The organism is Glutamicibacter protophormiae (genome assembly GCF_016894325.1).
GTDB classification, from domain to species: domain Bacteria; phylum Actinomycetota; class Actinomycetes; order Actinomycetales; family Micrococcaceae; genus Glutamicibacter; species Glutamicibacter protophormiae.
Genome location: NZ_CP069806.1, coordinates 3335954 through 3357931, shown reverse-complemented (window position 1 = coordinate 3357931; position 21978 = coordinate 3335954). Strand labels below are relative to the sequence as shown.

Genomic DNA, 21978 nt, shown 5'->3' with positions numbered 1-21978 from the left:
TCGGTGCATGAGCAAGTGCGTTTTCTGTGAACGACGAGTTACTGCAACGAGTGGTGTCGACCACTTTAGACCACTGAGAAATGCTCGGGCCTTGGATGGGACAAATTTTCCGGATTCGTACACATGGCTTGCCTATGACTTTGATAATTTAATCCTTACTTGCGATGAATGTAAATTCAATAAAAGCAATTTCTTCCCAGTTGAAGGGCGACGCGCAGATTCTTCAATGAGGCTTAATGATGTCGAAGAACTTGAAAACCGACATTTAATTAATCCATATAATGACAACATTAGCACTCATTTGGAATGCTTGTTTGACGGATGGTTTGAACCGAAAACTTATCGCGGAAAAGCCACGATTTCTATCCTCAACTTAAATCGTGAAGAGTTGATCGCAGAGAGAGAAGTGGAGGCAAGAAGATTTGCGATCGAACTGATGGAATTGTTCAATTCATCATCAGCTTATGATCGACTGGAAAATGTTATAGACTACCAAAAGGAATTCGCTGGAGTTCGTCTCAATATATTAAAACGAATACTCAAAGGGTCTGGTTTAACTAATAAATTCCAATCCATAAACTTTCCGTTTGCGTTGAATAGAAAGGCGCTAGGGGAGGTATCTGAAAACGAAAAAAGACGAGTGCTTCAGCAAATTGAAGACCTACCCGGCGATGACAGCAGACGGCGCCGATGGGATGGCGCCATGTCTGTTTCAGATACTCCTCGTCCTCGGAGGGGGGTAAGCCCCTGGTCTCGTGTTGAGAGAAATGGTGGACTTTCAAATATTGAAATCAATAACTTTAAGGGAATTAGCGCACTAAAATTAGAAATATCGCCGCACGTTGGAACAGGAGCGGCGCCTTGTCTAATGCTGCTGGGAGAAAATTCGGTTGGTAAAACCAGCGTTCTGCAAGCCATCGCACTGGCGTTACTGGGAGCGTCGGAGGCTAAAAGGCTGAAGCTAAAGTCCAGAGATTTCCTGAGTGGCCAAACGCATGGAAGATGGGATCAGCTCACCCCACCAGATCCAGTCACGACACTTAGTTTTCGATTCGGTGTAGACGCAATCTATCACTATGATGCCGGCCAGAATGAGATCATAGGAGAAGATCAAGTGCGCACAATCGTGCTCGGCTACGGCCCCCGCAGATACTTCGATCCACTTGGTTCGAAGCGAACGGGGAAGGCCTCAGCACGAGTTGTGACTTTGTTCAACCCTAAGGCAACAATTCCGCATCCCGGCTCATGGCTAAGCCAACTCAGCTCAGAGGAGTTTGCCCAAGTCGCTCAAGTTATTAGAGCCGTCCTATCGCTAAAGAACGATGACAGAATTGTACGCAGTTCAGAAAATCTCATTTGCATTGAGTTTGACGGTCAACCGATTCCACTTGAGCGGCTAAGCGACGGATATAAATCAGTAATATCAATGGTAGTTGATATTGTGCGTGAACTTCTATCAAGATATCCGATCATCGAAGAAGCAGAGGCTATTGTTCTGATAGATGAGATAGAGACCCACCTTCATCCGCGATTGAAGATGCGGATTATGTCGGCCTTGCGGGATGCGCTGCCCCGCGTGCAATTCATAGCAACGACACATGATCCTCTGTGCCTTCACGGCATGGACGATGGAGAGGTTGTGGTCCTTCAACGCATGGCCGACGGTGCGATCAGGAAACTGGAGAACTTGCCCAGCGTCAAGGGCATGCGAGCAGACCAACTGTTGACATCAGATTACTTCGGGCTGTCCAGTACAACTGACCCCGCAACTGAACTAAGTATGGCGCGGTATGTTCAAGCCGTAAGTAGTTCTCCCGAAGGGCTAAGTCTTGAAGCTGATCGTCTAATTTCCCACCTAACAATGGGAAACGACTCACAGGAGCGAGTTATTCGAGAGGCGATGGGGAGGTTTATTGCAGAGCGGGAACGACCTGTTGAGAGGCTTCGTCCAGAGATAAGCGGAGAAGCTGTCGATGCGGTCTTAAATGCGCTGAGGAATATGTAAATAAGATGATTAAACTCAATAGGGGGACAGCTCCTCTTTGTCTGAGCGATACTGCTACAAACGCAGAGAGAGATTGGGCATTCGAACATTACTCCGGAATGCAACCAGCTAAAGGAATATTCACAGGCTTCAAGCATTATAATACTTATGAAATAAAAAGAGATCTTTTGAGCATGTCTCATATGAAATGTGCGTATTGTGAAACAAAGATTTCAATGGGATTTTTGGAAGTTGAACACTATCGTCCAAAAGGCAATGTTGATGACCTTACGCATTCCGGATACTGGTGGCTCGCGCTTGAATGGTCCAATCTTCTGCCGAGTTGCCCACCCTGTAATAAGCGGCTCCGTCAGCATATCGTGACAGCTGAAATGACAGTTCAGCAGATCAGAGATCTTGAATTAAACAGACCTGCAAAATCATACGGAAAATTTGACAAATTTCCAGTAAGGAACAAACGTCTAACTCCTCCAGATAATGATCATTTTTCTGAGGGAGCATTACTGATTGATCCGACCAGAATGGATCCTAAGCCAGAATTGAAATGGCGGTCAGATATTCGATACAGCGTGGTTGAGGCCTCCGACATTCAGGGTGGTCAAAGCGATATGGGAAAAGAAACTATAGTCTGTTTGGCGCTTAACAGGGTTGAGTTAGTAAGGTTGCGTACTGAAGTCCTAGACGAATTGCGCATCCAGAGCATTCGAGTTGTCGAAGATATTGCGAAAATCACGCGAGTCGGAGCAACGCAACAAGAAATCGATTTCGCTCTGGGTTCCGCAAAAAGAACTATTGCGGATATGTGGCGTTCAGCTGAACCGACTAAACCCTTTTCTGCTATGGCTCGCGCGTTCATTGAAGATCTGGCCACTCAGGTAGAAAGCAGGTGCGCGTCTGGCCTAGGTGCGTAGCCGTCGATGTTACGTAAGCACAAAGGTGTGCGCTTTTATTGGGATCTGAAGCAGAGGCTTGCTCATAGAGCAACGCCTTATCCAGCCGTTCCGATTGTGTTCCCAACGATCCGGTTCATGGGCAGCAGTTCATGCCAAATAGCGTTAGTGGGTAGTGCCGTTCCGACGACCTGGTACAAAGTCATGAGATCGGTTGTCTACGAAGCCATGAGCTTCAGTGTCTACGATGTTGCGAGATAAAACACCATGAGGGCGGAATAGCGGTACCAACTCGCCGGAACAGAAGTACCTTCAACCCCTATTCGGCAGGTGCTATTCAATCCACGTGCAAAATAGCGTCAGTGGGTAGCGCTGTTCCGACGACATGGAAGTGCTGATCCGGATACTTGGTAGTGTCCGTGGCATTTCCCTTGCAAGATTGGCTGAATACTGCATGCTCCAGAGTGGCGACAACTTCATTGGGGAACGGGGCCGAGAAGTTAGCCCGACTTCTCACTGGTGCGGACCGTGAGCGGGATCGCGATGGCGGTTGCCGTTGCTATGAGATCCACGCACGTCGTTGACGCTACAGTGAAACACCTCCGGCTTTAGTTTGAATCGCTCACAACCAAACGGCGGTAGTCAGTTGTGGAAACGTCGGGCGTCCGCGCCGGGAGCGACGACCACGAGTAACCCGGGACCAACGCCGGTGCAATGGTTGTCCTCTAGAGCGACAACTAAAGTGTCAGTTTATTGTCCACGCATCGTGACTTGGCCATGTATCGCGCTGCACACAGTCCATGGGTTGACTGCAACTATTCCCAGAACGCAGCATTCGTCCGCTGGCCACACTACCTACGTGCCGGAATCGCACTGTACAGCAGCCGTATTTGGAAGCGCCTGTGCGCGCATCGGATGTGTAATCTCGTCACTTCGTGGACACTGAAACTCAGCACTTCGTGGACAACCGATCTCATGACTTTGTACACAGCTACCGGCGGTGCCCATTCCGGAGCCGCCGGCAACGGCTGACTACCGGTAATCAAAGACCTCTGGCATGTCTTCTTCCCGCGCTTCGTACTGGGCCTGGCATTCGGCGGCCTTCCGGCTCCACTGCTTGGTCGGGTGCGCCAAGTGAATTCCTCTGATCGAGTACGAGGCCACAAACCGCTGATGCACACGCAATGCCACCAGTGGCAACGGGAAGCTCAACACGACTTCCGCGGTATCGGGATCCGACAAGATGAATTCGTCATCGGTGATGGTTCTCAGGAACTGTCGGTCGGCATAGGTCTGCGGCAGCGAGATCTGCTTGCCCCGATAATACGCTTGGCAGTTGTCTCTATTGACCCGAACCAGTAACTGATGGCTTTCCCGATCCATGGCAGGCTCGTGCTGCTCCGTGAGCTTGTCCAAGATGTCCCCGGTTTTCGAAACGACAAGGTCAGCGCGATTCACCGCCGAGCTGCCCACGCGGCGCTTCATCAGGTACTCAGCCGCCTTGGCTTCCAGCACCACCATCGGTATCGGCTCGGTGGCCGGTGTGTGCTCCAGCAGCTCCCAAGCCTTTTGCGGGGTTGCCTGATTCAAGGACTGATGTGGGCGGCGCTGGTTGTAATGCTCACGGTAACGACGGAGCAACCTCTGCACGTCAGCAAGATTTTGGGGTTTGTTGGCTTTGAGGAACCGTTGAAGGGTCTGGTGCGAGCGTTCATTCTTGCCCTGAGTCGTCGGCCTGCCCGGTAGTCCGGTGATCGGCATGCTTCCTTGAGAAGCTAGATAGGCCTCAACGATGCCGATGGTTCCACCGCGAAGCTGATTGAACGCCTTGGAATTATCGCTGAGGACTTCCTTGGGAGGGCCGTATGCATTGATGGCCTGAGCGAGCACCTGTTGCGCATCGCCGCTGTTCTCGTGCCGTGCATACGCGCTGGAACCCACATCGAATCGCGTCGCATCATCGATCAGCTGGTAGACGGTCACCACCTGATCGGAGAGCGTTCTGAACTCGAATGCGTCGAGTTGCCACAGGGCCATAGCGGTGGAGCGTACGAAGGGGACGTAGGAGGATTTAGGGCGCTTGCGCGGGCTGCGTTCAACATGACCGACACAGGCCAGCAACCTGGCAATGGTCGCTACGGATGGGATTTGTCCGCCAGGAAAATCATCCTGGATAGTTGCTTCGTAGTGGATGGTTTTCGGTCCGTAGTCCCAACCGTCTTTTTTGAGTTCTTTACGGATCCTGACCAGTTCGTTGATCACTTCGGGACCATAGCGTCTGGAAGGTTCCCTTGGGGCTCTGGAACGCGGGTGGAGCGCGCCGGCTGATTCTTGGGTGGCACGTTCGCGGATGCGGTAGAAGATGCTGCGCGAGATTTTCTGGGTCTTGCAGAATTCGCTGATGGTCAGGGCCTCGGGCTGTGTCGGGTCGAAGCTGATGATCATCGCGCGCAGGCGTGGAGAAAGTGCGTTAGGCATACACATGAGCGTGCCAGAAAGTCACGTTGTAAATGTCCACGAAGAGGTGAGACATCATGTCCACGAAGTTATGAGATCGTGTGTCCACAAAGTGATGAGACAGGACAGTCCGGCCAGTCGGTACCCGGATTCCGGTCAGATGGTACTGGCTCAGGCGTCAGCCTGAGCCAGTACGATGATGAGCGAGCGCCTGAGCGTTACCTATCTGTGGGTTGCGTCGAAACTACTCCCAATAATCGGTAGCTGCTCGGGCCTCGTCATGCTTCAACTTCCGCATGTCAGTATTCCCCAGAACGATCCACCGGGTATTCGTCGCCAACCGGTTCACGATCGAATCGCCGGCAATACGGATCGGGCAGGGCCTGCACCCAATACGACGGATCAGTCTGACTCGCGATAATCGTAGGCAACCGATTCTCACGTTCAGCAAAAATCGCGAACAAGTCACTGGCAACATTCTGATCGATGCCACCGTGAGGAAGTCGTCGATAATCAACAGGTCAACATCGCAAAGCTTCAGCAACAGATCTTGATGTCCTACCCCGTCGTTTCTCGCGATGAGCAGCTTCCGGGCCAGGTCGTCCATCCGCGTGTAAGCCACGGAATACTCCGTGTGGCAGGCAGCAATACCGATCGCGCAAACAAGGTACGTCTTGCCCGCCCCCGTGTGTTTAACAGAGGTATTTGGTAGCACCTGTCCACGAAGTGCTGAGTTTCAGTGTCCACGAAGTGACGAGATTACACACCCGATCGTTACATCGGCGCTATCTGATATGCGCACAGACGCTTCCAAATACGGCTGCTGTACAAAACTTAGCCCAGCTACGAGCTGGGGACAGTAACCTGATGCTTTAGCCCAGCTTTTTCAAGGCGATTCAGAAACCCACCCGCAGCCGTCATGAGCCAAGCGCGGGTGGGCTTCCCGTTTGAGAACACAACGAACAGCGCCACCCACGGACGCACGCACCAGTCACCACCCACCGGATGATCGACTTTCTATTGAAGGATTCTAGGACCAGAAACCAGTAGCTCAGGCCGTCGAATGCCCCTGACGCCACCGGTCAGCTAGAATGCTGATGCTCTCGTGCAGCAGCATCACCAGACCAGCTTCCGGTGCGTTCTGGTTGATCAGGATCCGCGCCTGTCGTCTGCTAGTGATCAGTTTCCCGGCCAGCGATCACACCCGGTAGTGCCACCGTTTCAGATCCCAGCGCCCGGCATCATGCCCGGCGGGCAGCGCCGCCAACTGCACCCACGCCACAAGATTCACCGCGAACATCGCCAGATTCGCCCGCGCCTGGTTCGCTCCGAACGCGACGAACGGCAGTTTCCCCAACCCGGCAGACTTCAGCGACTTGATCCGATTCTCGCAGCGGCCCCGAGCCCGGTGCCGCACGTCCAGAAACGCCGGATCGAACTGCGGGCTGTTCGTCAGGAACGCGGTCACCCGGTTCCAGTCGGTATCGAACAAGCTTGCTTTCGCCCCCGAATGCAGCGGTTCAGCGCGCAGGTAGATCCTGGTGACCGGCGGATAGCCCCTCAGCTCGATGACCTTCGACGCGTCGATCACCCACGCGTCCTTCCTGACCTTCCGTCGGCGGTGAGGGCCGGCTCCCAGTACTTCTTCTTGTTGATCCACCCGATGAACCGCTCGTTGGCCACGGGCAGCGCATACGAGGTGGAGAACTGCAGACCCAAAGCGTGCGCGTGCTTCAAGAACTCGCGGGACGCCCCGGCACTATCGGTACGGACCAGGATCTTCTCACCGAGCAGGTTCCCATCCTGGTCGTAGAAATGATCGGGTAGCTGAGCCAAGGCCTCAGCCAAGATGCTGATATGGTCGGCCGCGTCAATTGGCTCCCTTGTTTCCCGGGCGCATCCTGACGGCCAGCACCTCGCCGGTGCTGTGGCCTTGGCTGTCCTCTGCCATGGCGATCATCGGAGCGAACCCGAACCCGCGCTTATAGGTGCCCTTGGCGTGCTCCTTGTCGGAGTGCCCGTGCACCAACGACGCGTCGATATCCACGGTCAAGGGATAGGCACGAGTCGCCCGGATGGAGGGGCTGCGCTGGCCTGCGGCGGCCCAGAGTCGGGAGAGGATCTCGCGCTGCATGGTGGCGAAGGCATAGTCGAACGCGCCGGGATGATCGGTGAGCCGGGTGAAGAACCGGCTGAACGTGCTCTCGGAGGCCACCGGACCGAAGATCCCTGGGGCGGTGCGTAGCTGGTCGTCATCGGTGCCATGCTCCCCGCCGGCGGCCAGGGTCAAGACCAGGTCGCTGATCATTTTCCCCTGCCGGTGGGGCGCCGTGGCGGGGACGAACTGGCCAAGCCGATCCTCGGCCAGTTGGCGGAATCCGAGGCTGTTCAGCAGTCGGGGCAACGGGAGTAGAGCTGCGTGGGACACCAGATTCTGGGACGTGGTCACGGTTGGGAGCTGGGGGTAGAGACCGGTAGAGTTGTTCACCGAAAGAGTGATCCTTTGAACTCATGGAATTCTGGCCTAGACACCTTTATTTTCCCATTTGAGAGCACTCTTTCGTTGTTAACGACCATTAATGACGTGGGCCGCCATGAAACACCCGGTTTAGTTCTCGATCTAGAATGTAACCATGGCGCCTGTCTCGGTTCCAGATGACTGTAGGTCTTCGCTCCAGACGTAGACTCTCGAAATCTCCACAACTAACTACCGCTATTTGGATGTGAGCGATTCATACCAAAGCCAGAGGTATTTCGCTGTAACTTCAACGGCGTGCGCGGATCTCGCAGCAGGGGCACTTACCGTTTAGCTCCAGCTCACAGTTAGGGCAAACGAGAAGATGGACTAACTTCTCAGCGTCGTTCTTCCGTGAGCTTTTCGTCAAGCCGGAGTACGCGACATCCAGTCAATTTCGTCAGGGAAATGTCCCGAGCACTACCAGATATCCGGGCCAGCGCGACCAAGTCGTCAGAACAGCACTACTCAGTGACGCTATTTGGCGCCCTCGACGCTCAGGGGAGTTTCTGCTGCGCGATTCTGGCTTTTCATCTGAACGCTTGTGTTTGATGAACGCATCCAGTGATAGCAATCGGTGAATAGTCGTCGAATGATTCGAAATCGAAGCCCGAGACCTTTTTTAGACGACAATTCAACGTACACTCTGGACTGGGATTTACGTGCTTGACTTGGTGAATTGGTATTCTAGTTTTTGAGAAGAGCGTTCTCAGCGGTTAGAGACTAAGGAAAATATATAAATGCGTACGTTGACTGAGCGCGAGGTTGAATTCGTTGCTCTAGCTCGTGATGCCGAAAAGCCTTATGCCCTGGTGCACATGACATCGACAATGCTTGGCAAGTCGATTTCGGATGCGACCTTTCAAGTGCGTGAGCTTTTTCTAGAGATGGGCTTGCATGATTATCGGAAGCAATCTCAGGGCGAAGCTCATAAAGTGATTTCAGAAGTCTATTTGGTTCTCCCAGATATGAATTTGCAGAAGACGAGTATGTCCATGTATCGACCGCCGACCAAATCCGGTGATCCTAGGTTTCATATCTATGGAATTGCAAATCACTGCAAGCCAGACGATATTCTAATGTTCGTTAATGCTGGTTCAATACTGCTGATCCTCAATTTGTCGAATCTGAACCTTGATCAGCTGAAGACGCTAAGCCTGAGCGGGGAGAGGGTTTTTCAGGCTGCACTGGCGCTCGATGCGATTCGAGATGACCTCGTTGAACGGCTTCGAGACATTTCGTCTCGTGGCTTCATCGATGTTTATCGTGACGGACCGACTGGAATTGGGCACTTGCTTGAAACTGAACTGGGAATAGAAGCTAACTCGGCTCAAGCGCCTGATTTCGGGAATGCGATCGAGCTAAAGGCGACGCGTACCAAGGTATCGCGTGGAAAGACACTCTTCGCACGCGTGGCAGATTGGAAAATTAGCCAACTTAAGAGCTCTGCAGAAATTCTCGACAAGTTCGGTTACGAACGAATTGATTCTAAAGGGAAAGCCGTACGGAGCCTAAACTGTTCAGTCGAGTATGATCGTTTTAATACTCAAGGACTTGGATTTGAAATCGATCATGATCTGGGATTTCTGAAAGAGGTTTCAAATGACCCAAATGTACCCGTAGTTGCTATCTGGCCCATCGATGGATTGCTTGAGAAGCTCCGTGAAAAGCATAAGCGTACGATGTGGGTGCAGGGAATCTCCCGAAAAGAGCACGGGCGTGAGCAAATTAAATTTGTGGAGGCCCAGTACACTTCGGAACCCGTGCTTGACCAATTTATCCCAATGCTAAAAGACCGTATGGTCTACATGGACCATTTAATTTCTCGAAAGAACGGTAAAGTTTCTGAGCAGGGCCCGCTTTTCAAGATCAGGCCTCAGTCTTTTGGGCGTCTTTTCCCGGAGCAACTGAAATTTGATCTAGTTTTTGACTAAATTTACTTAGAATCCGTATAAATGCGTAGACTCTCTCCATGGTTTTCCTTTGAATCATGGAGAGAGTTTACGAACATTTGGAAATTAGTTAATTTAGTATCGACGTGAGCATCTTACCTACGGCCGCTGAGAGCCATGGTGAGACGGCGTTGCCAACTTGAGAATATTGAGGGACCTCAAATTTACGTCGCTGGGCACCGGTTGTTTCTTTTCCTAGGAACTCGAACGAGTCCGGGAATCCTTGGAACCTTGCCATCTCGCGGACTGTGAAGATCCGGGGCTCTGAAGGGTGGACATAGTCATCTGGCAGAGTCACGACGGTCCGTGCAGGTTCGTTCCACGCAAGGACTTTTTGGGAGTGTTTTTTCGTCCTCAAGTCTATTATGAGGTCAACAAGTTCGTTTTGTGTTTTGGCGAGGATTGTTCCATCTGGAGCCACAGCAGGATACTTAGCGTTGCGGAGCTGCTCCCCAATAATCTTTCTGATTGATGTCGAGTCGCCGTTGGCTATTGAAATAACGCTTCTCTTGATGTCATTTTCTGCAAGGTACTGATAAAGCCTGAATCTTTGAACCGTTCTTTCGGTGTGTTTGCGTTCGACGTGATTTAGTTTTTGATTTTGAATGTTTTTTCGAGTAGTACTTGAGAACTTCTCGTTGAGATTTTTTACATATGAATTTGCGCGCTGGGAATCATTCATTTTGAGATCCGAAACAGCTGACTTTACTGTCTGGAGTTCGGAACGTGACACGACTGGCGAGGGAGCCAATCGTGGAATCTGAGTGACTTCATCCGTAAATCCAGACTTCCAGATACCGTCGGAGGCAGTTACAGATTTGGCGGTGGCAATGTCTCTGCGCAGCGCAATCAGCATGAGTCGCGGGCGATGTTGCGGTGCGCCGTAGTGCATGGCATTTACCAGGACTTCTTGGACTACGTATCCCTCACCGGTTTCACTGAGCGCAATTCGAAGCTGGCTGAATGCGGATTCAGTTTCTGTATCGAATCGCTGGTTCATCCCAACTACATTTTCGATTACAACCGCTTTAGGATTTGTGTAGGCGACGAACTCCAGGTACTGCCACGGAAGTAAATTTCGAGCATCTGAGGGGTCTCGTCGTCCTGCGAGTGAAAATCCTTGGCAAGGGGGTCCGCCAACTACTATGTCCAGATTCTCAAGACTCAGCTTGTCCATCGCTTCCTTGTCGGCAAGTACGTTGCCCAGCTCGTTGACGATGACTCTGCTATCGATCTGCTCAGAAACGCTGAGATCTACATACTTCGACCATGCGAGCGGGTCACTCGCATCATCTACAAAATTGTGGAAGAAAGTCCTTGCGGCCATATCGGACTTTTCAACGGCGGCAATGAGTTTGACGCCTGCCTCTTCGATACCAAGAGACAGCCCGCCGCATCCGGAAAACAGATCAACGTATTTCAACACTCTTCTATTCTCCCTCAAACAACGGACAGTATGGTTCAACCGTGTTCAGAACAACACATTGAAGCGCCTGAGATCTGTAAATTTTGACAATGGCAGGCAACCTTGTGAGCGTTGCTTCGCCTTTGGATCCCTTGTCAGGCTTACGTGTCCGTGGCTGTCGCTCCGATTCGGCTAGTAAACCATGTGGTGTCTTGAGCCGTATTGGAAGAGCGAGATTTTCGGCACAGCGAATTTCCGGTTCGTGTAGTTCCTGCAGCTGTATTGCTGAGGACAGGTAATCGTGCTGACTTTGGATTCGGGCGCATGGATTCTAGATCACGTGGATTGCGGTGGTAAGTTTCGAGATACGAGTGTTAGATTTGGGCCAAAGTGTTGCTCGCGTGATCCATGGCAACGCCGTCTACTACGGTTTGGATACGCGCGCGGAAACGCTCTCCTGGACGTCTGAGGTATTAGCTGAAGCGGGCCCTGACTGTCCCCGGAGAGTGAGAACTACTTTTCATCGGGGATGTCCGCCTAGACATTGGCTGCCCAGTCTTCGACCGTTGTGCCCACTCTGGACAGCGATCGCACAATGAGCGAGTAGACGATGAATCTACCGATGAACATCCATAGCAGGATTATCAAAAACGTTTATTTAACATACTGCGAAACGCGTGGTGGACCGAGGAATTTTTTTGCTCTGCACAGAACGTCGTCCAGTGATTTCAGCTGGCACTCCCAAATTGTCAGTGATTCCCAGCCAAGAATTGTCAGTTCTTGTCGAATACGCTGATCTCTGACAATGTTAGAATCTAATTTCGGACTCCAGTATTCCGTATTCGATGATGGCCGATGTCGGCCCACAAGACAATCGTGCCCATGCCAGAAACAGCCATTCATGAAGATCACTTTGTGTCTGGCACTGAAGACCAGATCTGGAGAGCCAGGCAACCGGCCTCCGCGTATATGGATTTTTTGGTGTTCTTGTTTGAGCGTAGCTAACATCTTGGTTGGCAAGGCTCCATGCAATCTGAATCTATAGCCCGAAGCATGCAACAGTCGTCGCAAAGCAAGTTCCGGCTGGGTGTTCTTGCTGGGAATCCGCGACATAAGCTTCGAGCGTTGTGCAGCAGACATGATGTCCATGATCCATTGTGCGCAATAATTGATCACTCTGGCAACAGTCACTTTGCGGATATTGGGACGTTGGGGCTGACGCGAGTGGCGACTAAGGTGATACGGGCCTTACCAACAGCGTTGAATTGCCTGTGGTAAGGCCCGAGGTAATCTAAGGCACACGGTTATCGACCTGCACGAGTTAGGCCCGATCGAGCGAAGTCATCGCATCATGGTGCCGTTTGGCGCGCGCGCCCGGGGTCCAGATCGCGTAAATGGTGGAGGCCAGGACCGGGGTGATGAAGACGCCGAGGTTTGCGCCCCATGCGCTGCCCGACTGGACCATGGCGATGCCTACCGCTGCGGAGATGACCCAGGCGCTGACGCCTGCGGCGTTGAATGCCGGGAATGCGCGGTCGGGCAGGCTCGGGCTGTCCGGCTGGAGCGAGAACTTCTTCTCGTAGCGGATGTGCACCAGGGCGATGGCGACCCAGCCGGTGACCAGCGCACCCTGCCAGGACAGTGCCAACAACAGGTACTGGACGACTGGCAGCAGCATGAGCAGGTAGATGATGACCGCGCCGATGAATACCCACGCCAGGCTTGGCAGCTTCAGGCCCAGCGCCCGGGAGCCGAATTCCTTCAGGTTGGAGATGCCCAGGGCGTAGTTCGCGGTGTTGATGCGAGTCTGGGAAACGAAGATGACCAGCAGGCCCAGCGGTCCCATGAGCTGCACCAGTGCGCCGGCGACTCCGGTCTCGGTGGCTTCTGCACCTGGGATGGTGAAGGTCAGGTAGATGCCGATCAGCGAGTTGGCGCCGAAGGCCAGGGTGTAGAAGAGCCAGCCGAAGGTGTATCGCTGGTGGACCTTGACGTCCTTGGCGCGTCCCAGCGAGGCGAAGTCCACGGTGTACATCATCAGGATCCACACGCCCATGAACGCCGCGCAGGTGGCCAGCCAGCCGGGGCCGCCGGCGGTGAAGGGCAGGGGACCGGTGGAGTGAGTCAGCCAGGAGCTGCCGCCCGGGTGGGCGATGGATGCCCAGATGACCGCGGTGAGCAGGCCGCCCCAATAGATCGGCAGCAGCCAGCCGTTGATCTTGTCCAGCCAGCGCTGAATGCCTCCGGCAATCAGCGGGAGCGTGTAGAGCACCACCAGCGCGTACCAGAGCTGGATCGGTCCGCCGAACTGCGCCTGGAAGGCGTAACCCAGGATGGCTCCTTCGAAGACCGCATAGTAGATGGCGGTGGCAGCGAAGATCAGGGTGGCCAGGACCGCGCCCTTGCGGCCCAGCAGCGTGCGGGAGAACTGCGCGACGGTCAGCCCGCTGCGCAGCGCGTAGCCGGCCAGGATCCGGTTGATGGCGCCGTAGATGACAATGGTGATGGCCAGGCCGATGAGGGTATCGATGGTGCCGTAGGCCTGGGCGAGCGATGCCCCGATGTAGATGAAGAACATGGCCGATACCAGGCCGTACCAGGCCATGGACAGCGAGCCTGCGCTCATCTTCTCCCCGGTGGGCTGCTCCACCTCGGGCAGATCGGTGGACGAGTTTGTTGACATGGAACTTCTCCTTTGAATATGGCGCGAGCCATCACATCCCGAAGCGAGTGCGCGGGTATGGCCTGGGCCTGATGTGGGTGATGCAAGGAAGAACTGCCGGTGCCGCGGGGAACCAAGAATGTCCGGGCGGGGTGGCCGGGTGAAGCGTGTCGAACGGTGTGCCGCGAGTGTCGGCGGGTGTTTGAGGCGGTGCGGGGAATGATCTTCGTGGGATCTTCCCCGCACCGCCTCGGCTGCACCTAATGGTGCAATGGGTGGTGCAATGTTGCGGATTCAGTGGGGGCTAGGCGTCCCAGTGGGCGGCCGAGCGGCGCTGCATCAGCTGGCGGTACTCGGTGGTGGAGTTCTCCAGCAGTTCGCCGGTGCCCCAGTGCAGGATCACGCCGTGGCGGCGGATGACATCCAGCATGTCCACGGTGCCTTCGCGGTAGCGGGCGGCCACCGCTTCGGCGTCCTCTTCCAGCCAGCCGCGGCGGCTGGCGCGGATCTGGGTGCGCAGCGCCTCGGTGTCCTCGGCCAGGACGCGGTAGTCATCCAACTCTGCGTCCACTTCCTCGATGACCACGCCGTAGTCGGCCGCGGCGCGGTCGATGGAGACATAGCCGTCAATGATGTCCTCCAGCACTTCCTCCGGGGTGCGCTCCAGCGGGTCGCCGAAGCCGCCGCCGCCGGCGGACGGGCGGGTGAACACGTCCCCTGGCTGGATCGGGACCGAGGAGAAGATGGAGCCCAGGAAGCGCTCGTCCTCGGTGCCCTGGTTCAGCCACACGCCGTGCGGGATGGAAGGCAGGCCGCCCTCGATGCCCCAGGTGATGGAGCGCGAGCGGTCGCAGCAGTAGCTCATGACGGTGGAGTGCGCATCGGTGAGCATGCCGCCCTTTTCGATGCCCAGTCCGCCGCGGAAGCGTCCCGGTCCGGCCGAGTCGATGGCGATCTCGTGCTTGGTGGTCAGCACGGGGGACAGGCGCTCCTGGCCTTCCACCGGCTGCACCGCCAGGCCCGGGCCGAAGACCGGCGCGGTGGCGGACGAGCCGTCCTTGGAGGAGCGTCCGCCCCAGCCGCCGGCCATCCAGTCGTACCACATGAAGTAGTTGTCATCGCTGGTGCGGGCATCGCGGCCGCCCACCAGCAGGTACTCCAGGTTGAACGCGCAGGCCATGGCGCGCTCCGGCATGATCTGGCTCCACAGCTCGAAGATGCCGTTCATGATCTTCTCGTACGGGCCGGAGCAGAAGCCGGTCACCGCGTGCGGCCAGCCGGCGTTCACCACCGAGCCCTCCTCGCCGATCTCCGCCTGCACCGCGGCGTAGAAGCCGGAGTTCAGCGGCACCTCGGGGAAGAAGGTCTTGGTTCCCGCGTAGATGGCCGAGTGGCTGGTGCCGTAGCCGGAGTTCAGGAAGGTCGCCACCGCCGGGGCGGATTCGGACAGGTCGTAGTGGATGCCCGTGCCGTCCAGGGTCAGCTTGATCTTGATGGGCACCAGGCCTTCGCCCTTGCCCGGGTCCACGTCCAGGTAGTCGGTGGTCTCCCAGGTGCCGCGCGGCAGGTCCTCCAGCTGGCGAAGCACGATGCGCTCCACGTAGTCCTGGGTTTCCTGCATCGCGGTGACCACGGTGTCCTTGCCGTACTTCTCCACCAAGCGCAGGATCTCGCGCTCGCAGACCGCGGTGGCCTCCGACTGCGCGTGCAGGTCTCCCATGGCCTGTTCCGGGGCGCGGGTGTTGGAGACCAGCAGCTGCGCCACGTCGTGCAGGAACACGTGCTTGGAGTAGACGCGCACCGGGGTGATGCGCAGGCCCTCGCCGAAGTGCTCCTTGGCGTTCACGTCGAAGGAACCGGGCACGTTGCCGCCGATATCAGCCCAGTGCCCCTTGTTCTGGGCGAAGCCGATGATTTCCCCCTGGGAGAAGATCGGGCGGATGAAGGACACGTCGTTGAAGTGGGTGCCGCCGCGGTACGGGTCGTTGATCGCGAAGACGTCCCCGTCGTGGATGTCGGTGCCGAACTGCTCCAGCACCGCCTTGCACTGGAAGTGCAAGGTGCCCACGTGCACCGCGATGTCGCCCGAACCCTGCATCACCGTGTTGCCCTGCGCGTCGCACAGTGCGGAGGAGAAGTCGCGGGAGTAGATCACGAACGAGTAGCAGGTGCGCAGGATCTGTTCGCTCATCAGGTCCACGGAGGTGGCGAACGCGTTCTTCAGCACCTCGAAGGTGACCGGGTCCAGCGCCGGACCGGTGCTGCGGACATCTGGGGTCTGGATTATCTGAGTCACTTTAACCCTCCGAAGAATTCTCTAGGTTGTGCAGGTGGATGCGGATGTTGCCCCAGCCGTCGATTTCCGCGGTGGTGTTCGGCGGAACCACGGTGGTGGAGTCGAGCTGGTCGATGATGGCCGGGCCCAGGAAGGTGGCGCCGGCGGGAAGCAGGCTACGCTCGTAGACCGGGGTGTCCACCCAGCCCTCGGCGCCGAAGTACACCTCGCGGCGCGAGGCCGGTGCGCCCGGATCCGCGTTCAGCTCGGTGGCCGGCACGAAGCCCGGCTTGGGGGTCTTGCCGATGGCGCTCAGGCCCAGCTGGTAGATCTCCACCGGCTGGTCTTCCTGGCTGAAGGCGAATTCCTTCTCATGCTGCTGGTGGAAGGTCTCCACCGCCTGAGCCAGGGCGCCGGGGCCCTGGCCCATCGGCACCGCGAGCGAACGCCACTGGCCGGCGTAGCGCATGGAGATCTCGCGCTGCAGCAGGGCGTCTTCGTCCGCCACGCCCTCGTGGCGCAGTCGGGCGGAGGCTTCCTTCTCCAGGGCGGCGAACTCGGCTTCCACGTCCTTCGGGTCGACCTGGTTGGCCGGGGCGTTGAACATCAGCGACAGGTCGTGGCGGATGTCCACCAGCAGGCAGCCCAGCGCCGAGGTGACACCTGGGTTGGCCGGGACCACAACGGTCGGGATGGACAGCTCGCGGGCCACCTCCGCGCCGTGCAGCGCGCCGGCGCCGCCGAAGGCGATCAGGGCGAAGTCGCGCGGGTCGTAGCCGCGGCGGATGGAGACCAGACGGACCGCGTCGGCCATGTTGGCGTTGGCGACCTGGACGATGGCGTGCGCGGCCTGCGCGGTGCTCATCTCCAGCGGCTTGCCGATGACCCGGTCGATGGCTTCCAGCGACAGCGAGCGGTCCAGCTCGCGGGCGCCGCCGGCCAGGGTGGTGCCCAGGCGGTTCATCGCCACGTTGGCGTCGCAGTTGGTCGGCGCCTCGCCGCCGGTGTTGTAGCAGGCCGGGCCCGGGGCGGCGCCCGCGGACTGCGGGCCGTTGCGCAGCGAGCCGGCGATGTCCAGGTGGGCCAGCGAGCCGCCGCCGGCGCCGATGGTCAGCACCTCGATGGACGGGAAAACGATCGGGTGGCCGTATTCGACCTGCCATTCCTTGGTGATGCGCAGCTCGCCGCCGGAGACCAGGCAGATGTCGGTGGAGGTGCCGCCCATGTCCAGGCCCACCGCGTTCTCGAAGCCGCACTGGGCCGCGACGTGCTTGGCGGCGATGGCGCCGGCCGCGATGCCGGAGGCCGCCAGGCGGACCGGGTAGCGCTTGACCATGCGCGGGGTCATGGAGCCGCCGCCGGAGTGCAGCAGCAGCAGGTCGCCCTGGTAGCCGCCGGCCTTCAGCTCGGTGGCCAGGCGGTCCACGTAGCCGGTGACCAGCGGGGCCAGCACGGCGTTGGAGACGGTGGTGTTGAAGCGGTCGTGCTCGAAGATCTCCGGGAGGATCTCCGCGGAGGCGGAGACCGCGGTGTCCGGGAGCTCCTCTTCGAGGATCTCGCGCATGCGGATTTCGTTGGCCGGGTTGGCGTAGGAGTTCAGGAAGCAGACCGCCACGGTGGTGACCCCGCGCTTGCGCAGCAGGGCGGCCAGCTGGCGGGCCTCGGTTTCATCCAGTTCGGTCAGGACATTGCCGGCGTAGTCGGTGCGCTCGGTGATCTCGAAGCGGTCGCGGCGGCGGATGTACGGGCCGGTGACGTCGTGGTAGGCGTCCCACAGGTCGTCCTTGGTGCCGTCGCCGATTTCAATGGCGTCGCGGAAGCCGCGGGTGGTGACCATGGCGGCCTTCGGGAAGCGGCGGGTGATCAGCGCGTTGGTGGCGACCGTGGTGCCGTGCGAGAACAGCGAGACGTCGGCCAGGTTGACCTCGGCGCGGCGCACGCCGCTCATCACCGCTTCCATCGGATCATGCGGGGTGGAGGGAACCTTGGTGACGCGCATGCTCTGGGTTTCATCATCAAAGATGCAGACGTCGGTGAAGGTTCCTCCAACATCTACGGCGACTCTTAGGTTGGCCATGATCTCTCCTCTGGGTGACGCTTGGAACGTGTGCTATCCACTGTGGGGTGTGACGGGCATCTCTGTCATTGGTGGAATTCAAAGCTCGGCACGCGTAGATTGTAATTTCTACAACAGCCCCGGAGCGCCGGGAATCCGAAGAGTCTGAACGACGAGAAAGTTGGTGCGGTGGGCGAGCGCGAACCCCTGACGGTGCAGGAATTGCTGGATGTCAGGTCGCTGGGGCTGCAAGCGGTGGTGCTCCCGCAGCCTGAGATCGAGGTCAGCGGCGCGCACACCAGCGAGATCCACGAGCCGGGGCGCTGGTTCGATCCGGGGAACATCATGCTCACCACCGGACTGCGCCTGGAGGCCGAGCAGGGCCGCGACCAGGTGGTCGCGGATCTGGCCGCGGCGGTGCGCCGTGCGCGGGTCTCCGCGCTGTGCTTCGGGCTGGGGATCTACTTCGAGCAGGTGCCGCAGGAGCTCGTCGAGGCCTGCCGGGACGCGGAGGTCAACCTGCTCACGGTGGCCCGGGACGTGCCCTTCACCCACGTGGAAAAGTACGTGAATGCGCTGGGACCGGTGGCCGAGGACTACGGCATGAAGCGGGCCATGTGGCTGACCAACGACCTGCTGGATTCCATCGCCTCCGACCAGCCCATCGCCTCGCTGATCCAGCGGGTTGCGGCCAACTGCCGCGGCGCGGCGATGCTCTACGAGGACACCGGCAAGCTGGTGGAATCCAACGGGGACGGGCCGGTGCACCTGGTGCTGCAGGCCATCACCAACCACGGGGTGCACTACGAGAAGATCAGCATCGGGCGCTGGCAGGTCATGTACCGCACCATCGTGATGCGCGGGCGCGGCTACCACCTGGCCATCGCCAGCCGCAACGAGCAGGTGCTCGCAGAGGTGGGGGACGTGCTGCTGGACACCACGCAGAAGATGCTCGGCGCCATCAAGGGCCTGCAGCACCTTGACGCCTCGCGCCGCCGGCATGAGAATTCGCAGCTGCTCACCAGCCTGCAGGACGGCATCGAGGTCTCCCGGGAACTGCGCTACTGGGAGCTGGTCAAGCCCTTCGGCTTCGAGTCCTACCAGCCGGTGCGCAGCGTCGCGGCCGTGGTGCTGCATGACGGCAGCCTGGGCCCGCGCCGCGTGGAAATGCTTCTCGCCTCGGCACAGCGGGCCGGGGTGCCGCTGCTGTTCGCGGAGAATGGGCGCAGCAACGACATCCGCGCGGGTTTCAACGCGCTGATCCCGGACACCCGCCAGTGCATCGCCTGGCTTGGGGAGCAGTGCGAGAACCTTGCCGTAGGGCTGGGCGAGGCCTCGGGCTCGCTGTCGCGGATCCCGGAGCTGCTGCGCGGGGCGGAGCTTGCGGCGAAGGTGGCGCTGCGCGACACCGAGCACCAGCCGGGAGGCGAAGGCCTGCTGCTGCGGGCGGATGACCTGGACCCGGCCACCTGGATGCTCGCGCGCATCGACAGCCCGCTGGACCGGCAGCGGCTGGTGCGCTTCATTGCGCCGCTGCGCGAAGAGCCGGAGCTGGAGGACACGCTCGTTGCCTATCTGGCGCTGGACCAGGATATTTCCAGGACCGCGAGCCAGCTGTTCGTCCACCAGAACACCGTGCGCTACCGGATCAAGAAGGCCGCCGAGCTCCTGGGCGGAAACATGGCCGAAGCGCGACTTGTGGCCGGCCTGTATTTGTCCTACGAACGGCGGATCATCGATATCCGCAATCGGCAGCGTGCAGGCTCCGACTGAAACGGGCCGAGCGCGGTAGCTGCGGCGAGTTGCCCCGGGGAGGCGATCCGCGGGACATGCTGCACGGAGCAGCGGCCCGGGATGAATCACCCGGACCGCTGGATCTGCGATGTGGACAGCCACAACACCATGGGGTGGAAGCCGCCAAGGTTAGAGGTCAACCACCCCTGAATTGCCTGGATGGGCTTGTTCCCCGGTCAGTTTGTGCTTCACCCAGCTGGCCGCCAAGCTGACAGGCCCTCCCGGGTTTTCCCAGTATTCAGCTGATTCGGAACTTACGTGAAGCAGCGCGACGCTGGGCGACTTGGCGCCGCCGCGGGCAAAGGCTTCCACCGCTGGATTCCACAGTTCTTCCTTCTTGCCGACATCCCGCACGACCTCTGCGGTGCCGCGCACCGAGACCCAACTAGTCTTGTCGGAGAAGGAGACATTGATGTTCTCATCCTTCGCGACTTCCTGGGCGATTTCGGATTCGGTAGCGATGAAGAACCATAGGTCGCCGTCGTCGGTGACTTGCACCGCGGTTAGCGGCCGGCTGAGCAGGTTCAGTCCCGACCGGGTGGTCAGCATACCCACCTTGATGCCCTCGATGATCTTGACGACTTTGGCTACGTTATTGGTGCTCATATATCCCTCCAAGAAAATTGTTGAGTGGAAGTCTTGAATGCGTGCTTTGGGTGGCGGGCAGCTCAGGAATCGATTCGTCCCGGGCTCAAGATCCACCCTCCCTGCTGTGGGGGAAAGAAGCTTGGTCGTGGCCAGTAATGGTTCCTGCCATCGATCCAGCACGGTGCATTTGGTGGCTTTCGGTTAAAACCCTGGCAACCGACTTGCGCCAGAACGCATCGGCGTAAGGTCAAACCCATGGCCAACCGCTGAACTTACAGGACTTCGTGATGAACCCCCGACACCGTAAAGATCTGCATCTGTCTCTCTCCGACGACCAATTCGATGATCTTCTCAGCGCCTTGGAGAGCCATCGGAACTATCTCCAGGGGTTAGCCGAGGAAGCGGCGAATGGCTTCGGCCTTGGCGCACCCTACTGGGGCGGGCGCGTGAACGAGGTCCAAGAGCTGATCGTCATGGTCCAGCATCTCGGCCGTGACGACGAAACGAGATAACCGCCAAGACGTTACGGCCTTGTCGAAACGGGGAATTGCAATGCTGATGTCCGACTGCTGATGGCCCCGCCGGTACGTTCCCAAGTGCTGGTGCGGCTGAGCGGCCGATTACTGGCCTCTGCCCAGCAACCAAACACCGGGAACATACCGCGCGGAAGCATTGTCAGTTGCCGAATCGCTGAGCGTAAACCCGTGTCACTGGTGCCCCGCGGAAAGTGGGGATTGGGTGGGTCACTGTGCTGGACTCCCAGTATTTCGACCGGAAAGTCACTAGACCGTTCAGTTCTGCTCGCTGGAAGAGGTTCGAAATCAGCTCGGAGTCCTTTTCGCAGGCTACGGTTTCGAGAGCCGGATTGGGCATGGCCACGTACAGGAACTTCAGCTCGTCCGATACGGGTTCGATCATGGCGACAAGGACAGGACGGCCATGCATGCTCACCAGGCCCATCACGTCGTTAACTGATTCTGTCGACACCGTCATGACAATGGGCATGCCTTGCACCCATCCAAATTCCGACAAGTGCCTGCGGCCCTCGCGAGATCCTAGAAGCTCCGAGACCCGCTCGGCCGTTTTCGTCCTGACTATACGTCCTGGCATCTGTCTTACCTCCACCTTGTTCGTACCCGTCGGGGGTGATCCCGTACTTCTGTGGAACACAGTGCAGTTTCAACGTGAGTCTGTCGCTGCACTCAAACTACTGCATCTCAAATCCACTGCTTTTACGTCACCTATAGAGTTCTAACCTATTTGGATCGAGTTGTCCCGGAACATGAAGAAAAATTCGGATTAGCTGGCAGTCTGCCCAATAACGTCCTTGTGAGACTGATGTTTTGAGAGAATTTTGGCCCTTGTGGGTGGTTGAAAAT

The 21978-nt window shown here is 57.6% G+C and carries 14 protein-coding genes and 1 pseudogene; 5 read left to right on the top strand and 10 right to left on the bottom strand.

What is annotated here, in order from left to right; genetic code table 11:
* Positions 1–91: 91 nt before the first annotated feature.
* Together JQN66_RS15710 and JQN66_RS15705 are read left to right on the top strand one after the other, a co-directional pair.
* Entirely contained in the window at positions 92–2005 is a 1914-nt protein-coding gene (locus JQN66_RS15710) for an AAA family ATPase (protein WP_204675855.1), read from the top strand.
* A 5-nt stretch (positions 2006–2010) separates the two neighbouring features.
* Positions 2011–2916 (top strand): HNH endonuclease family protein, encoded by a 906-nt coding sequence (locus JQN66_RS15705; RefSeq protein WP_204675854.1) that lies wholly within the window; start codon positions 2011–2013, stop codon positions 2914–2916.
* A 1011-nt stretch (positions 2917–3927) separates the two neighbouring features.
* On the opposite strand, the gene JQN66_RS15700 is transcribed toward JQN66_RS15705, so the two are convergent.
* The 3 genes and pseudogenes from JQN66_RS15700 to JQN66_RS15690 form a co-directional block, all read right to left on the bottom strand.
* The gene (locus JQN66_RS15700) at positions 3928–5373 is read right to left on the bottom strand and encodes an integrase core domain-containing protein (protein ID WP_204675853.1); all 1446 of its coding nucleotides are present in this window, start codon (positions 5371–5373) and stop codon (positions 3928–3930) included.
* A 223-nt stretch (positions 5374–5596) separates the two neighbouring features.
* Positions 5597–6067, bottom strand: coding sequence for an ATP-binding protein (locus JQN66_RS15695; protein WP_239464053.1), 471 nt, complete (start codon positions 6065–6067; stop codon positions 5597–5599).
* A 336-nt stretch (positions 6068–6403) separates the two neighbouring features.
* A pseudogene (locus JQN66_RS15690) lies at positions 6404–7840 on the bottom strand (IS1380 family transposase).
* Positions 7841–8607: 767 nt separating this feature from the next.
* On the opposite strand from JQN66_RS15690, the gene JQN66_RS15685 reads away from it, so the two are divergent.
* Positions 8608–9801 carry an MvaI/BcnI family restriction endonuclease gene (locus JQN66_RS15685; protein ID WP_204675852.1) on the top strand — a complete coding sequence of 398 codons (1194 nt, stop codon included), beginning with the start codon at positions 8608–8610 and terminating at the stop codon, positions 9799–9801.
* Positions 9802–9889: 88 nt separating this feature from the next.
* Here JQN66_RS15685 and JQN66_RS15680 read toward each other — a convergent pair whose 3' ends face one another.
* The 5 genes from JQN66_RS15680 to JQN66_RS15660 form a co-directional block, all read right to left on the bottom strand.
* Positions 9890–11245, bottom strand: a complete 1356-nt coding sequence (locus JQN66_RS15680) for a DNA cytosine methyltransferase (RefSeq protein ID WP_239464052.1) — start codon at positions 11243–11245, stop codon at positions 9890–9892.
* 633 nt (positions 11246–11878) lie between these two features.
* Positions 11879–12337: a very short patch repair endonuclease gene (locus tag JQN66_RS15675; protein WP_338029224.1), complete on the bottom strand. Its 459-nt coding sequence runs from the start codon at positions 12335–12337 to the stop codon at positions 11879–11881.
* A gap of 208 nt (positions 12338–12545) precedes the next feature.
* The gene (locus JQN66_RS15670; RefSeq protein WP_204675851.1) at positions 12546–13907 is read right to left on the bottom strand and encodes a purine-cytosine permease family protein; all 1362 of its coding nucleotides are present in this window, start codon (positions 13905–13907) and stop codon (positions 12546–12548) included.
* A gap of 283 nt (positions 13908–14190) precedes the next feature.
* Complete coding sequence (locus JQN66_RS15665; RefSeq protein ID WP_239464051.1) at positions 14191–16182, bottom strand: hydantoinase B/oxoprolinase family protein; 1992 nt, start codon at positions 16180–16182, stop codon at positions 14191–14193.
* A 1-nt stretch (position 16183) separates the two neighbouring features.
* Entirely contained in the window at positions 16184–18238 is a 2055-nt protein-coding gene (locus tag JQN66_RS15660) for a hydantoinase/oxoprolinase family protein (protein WP_204675850.1), read from the bottom strand.
* Positions 18239–18406: 168 nt separating this feature from the next.
* On the opposite strand from JQN66_RS15660, the gene JQN66_RS15655 reads away from it, so the two are divergent.
* A complete protein-coding gene (locus JQN66_RS15655) occupies positions 18407–19990 on the top strand; it encodes a helix-turn-helix domain-containing protein (RefSeq protein ID WP_239464050.1) in 1584 nt (527 codons plus the stop codon).
* A gap of 150 nt (positions 19991–20140) precedes the next feature.
* Here JQN66_RS15655 and JQN66_RS15650 read toward each other — a convergent pair whose 3' ends face one another.
* The gene (locus JQN66_RS15650; protein WP_204675849.1) at positions 20141–20617 is read right to left on the bottom strand and encodes a pyridoxamine 5'-phosphate oxidase family protein; all 477 of its coding nucleotides are present in this window, start codon (positions 20615–20617) and stop codon (positions 20141–20143) included.
* Positions 20618–20886: 269 nt separating this feature from the next.
* On the opposite strand from JQN66_RS15650, the gene JQN66_RS15645 reads away from it, so the two are divergent.
* Entirely contained in the window at positions 20887–21111 is a 225-nt protein-coding gene (locus tag JQN66_RS15645) for a hypothetical protein (protein ID WP_204675848.1), read from the top strand.
* A gap of 163 nt (positions 21112–21274) precedes the next feature.
* Here JQN66_RS15645 and JQN66_RS15640 read toward each other — a convergent pair whose 3' ends face one another.
* On the bottom strand, positions 21275–21604 hold the full coding sequence (locus JQN66_RS15640; RefSeq protein ID WP_239464049.1) for a hypothetical protein: 330 nt from the start codon (positions 21602–21604) through the stop codon (positions 21275–21277).
* Between the last annotated feature and the right edge of the window lie 374 nt (positions 21605–21978).

Bases quoted from the DNA above. Each gene is read 5' to 3' on its own strand.
- JQN66_RS15705 (WP_204675854.1), top strand. From the start codon at position 2,011: ATGATTAAACTCAATAGGGGGACAGCTCCTCTTTGTCTGAGCGATACT.
- JQN66_RS15700 (WP_204675853.1), bottom strand. From the start codon at position 5,373: ATGCCTAACGCACTTTCTCCACGCCTGCGCGCGATGATCATCAGCTTC.
- JQN66_RS15685 (WP_204675852.1), top strand. From the start codon at position 8,608: ATGCGTACGTTGACTGAGCGCGAGGTTGAATTCGTTGCTCTAGCTCGT.
- JQN66_RS15675 (WP_338029224.1), bottom strand. From the start codon at position 12,337: ATGTCGCGGATTCCCAGCAAGAACACCCAGCCGGAACTTGCTTTGCGA.
- JQN66_RS15670 (WP_204675851.1), bottom strand. From the start codon at position 13,907: ATGTCAACAAACTCGTCCACCGATCTGCCCGAGGTGGAGCAGCCCACC.
- JQN66_RS15660 (WP_204675850.1), bottom strand. From the start codon at position 18,238: ATGGCCAACCTAAGAGTCGCCGTAGATGTTGGAGGAACCTTCACCGAC.
- JQN66_RS15650 (WP_204675849.1), bottom strand. From the start codon at position 20,617: ATGAGCACCAATAACGTAGCCAAAGTCGTCAAGATCATCGAGGGCATC.
- JQN66_RS15645 (WP_204675848.1), top strand. From the start codon at position 20,887: ATGAACCCCCGACACCGTAAAGATCTGCATCTGTCTCTCTCCGACGAC.
- JQN66_RS15640 (WP_239464049.1), bottom strand. From the start codon at position 21,604: ATGCCCATTGTCATGACGGTGTCGACAGAATCAGTTAACGACGTGATG.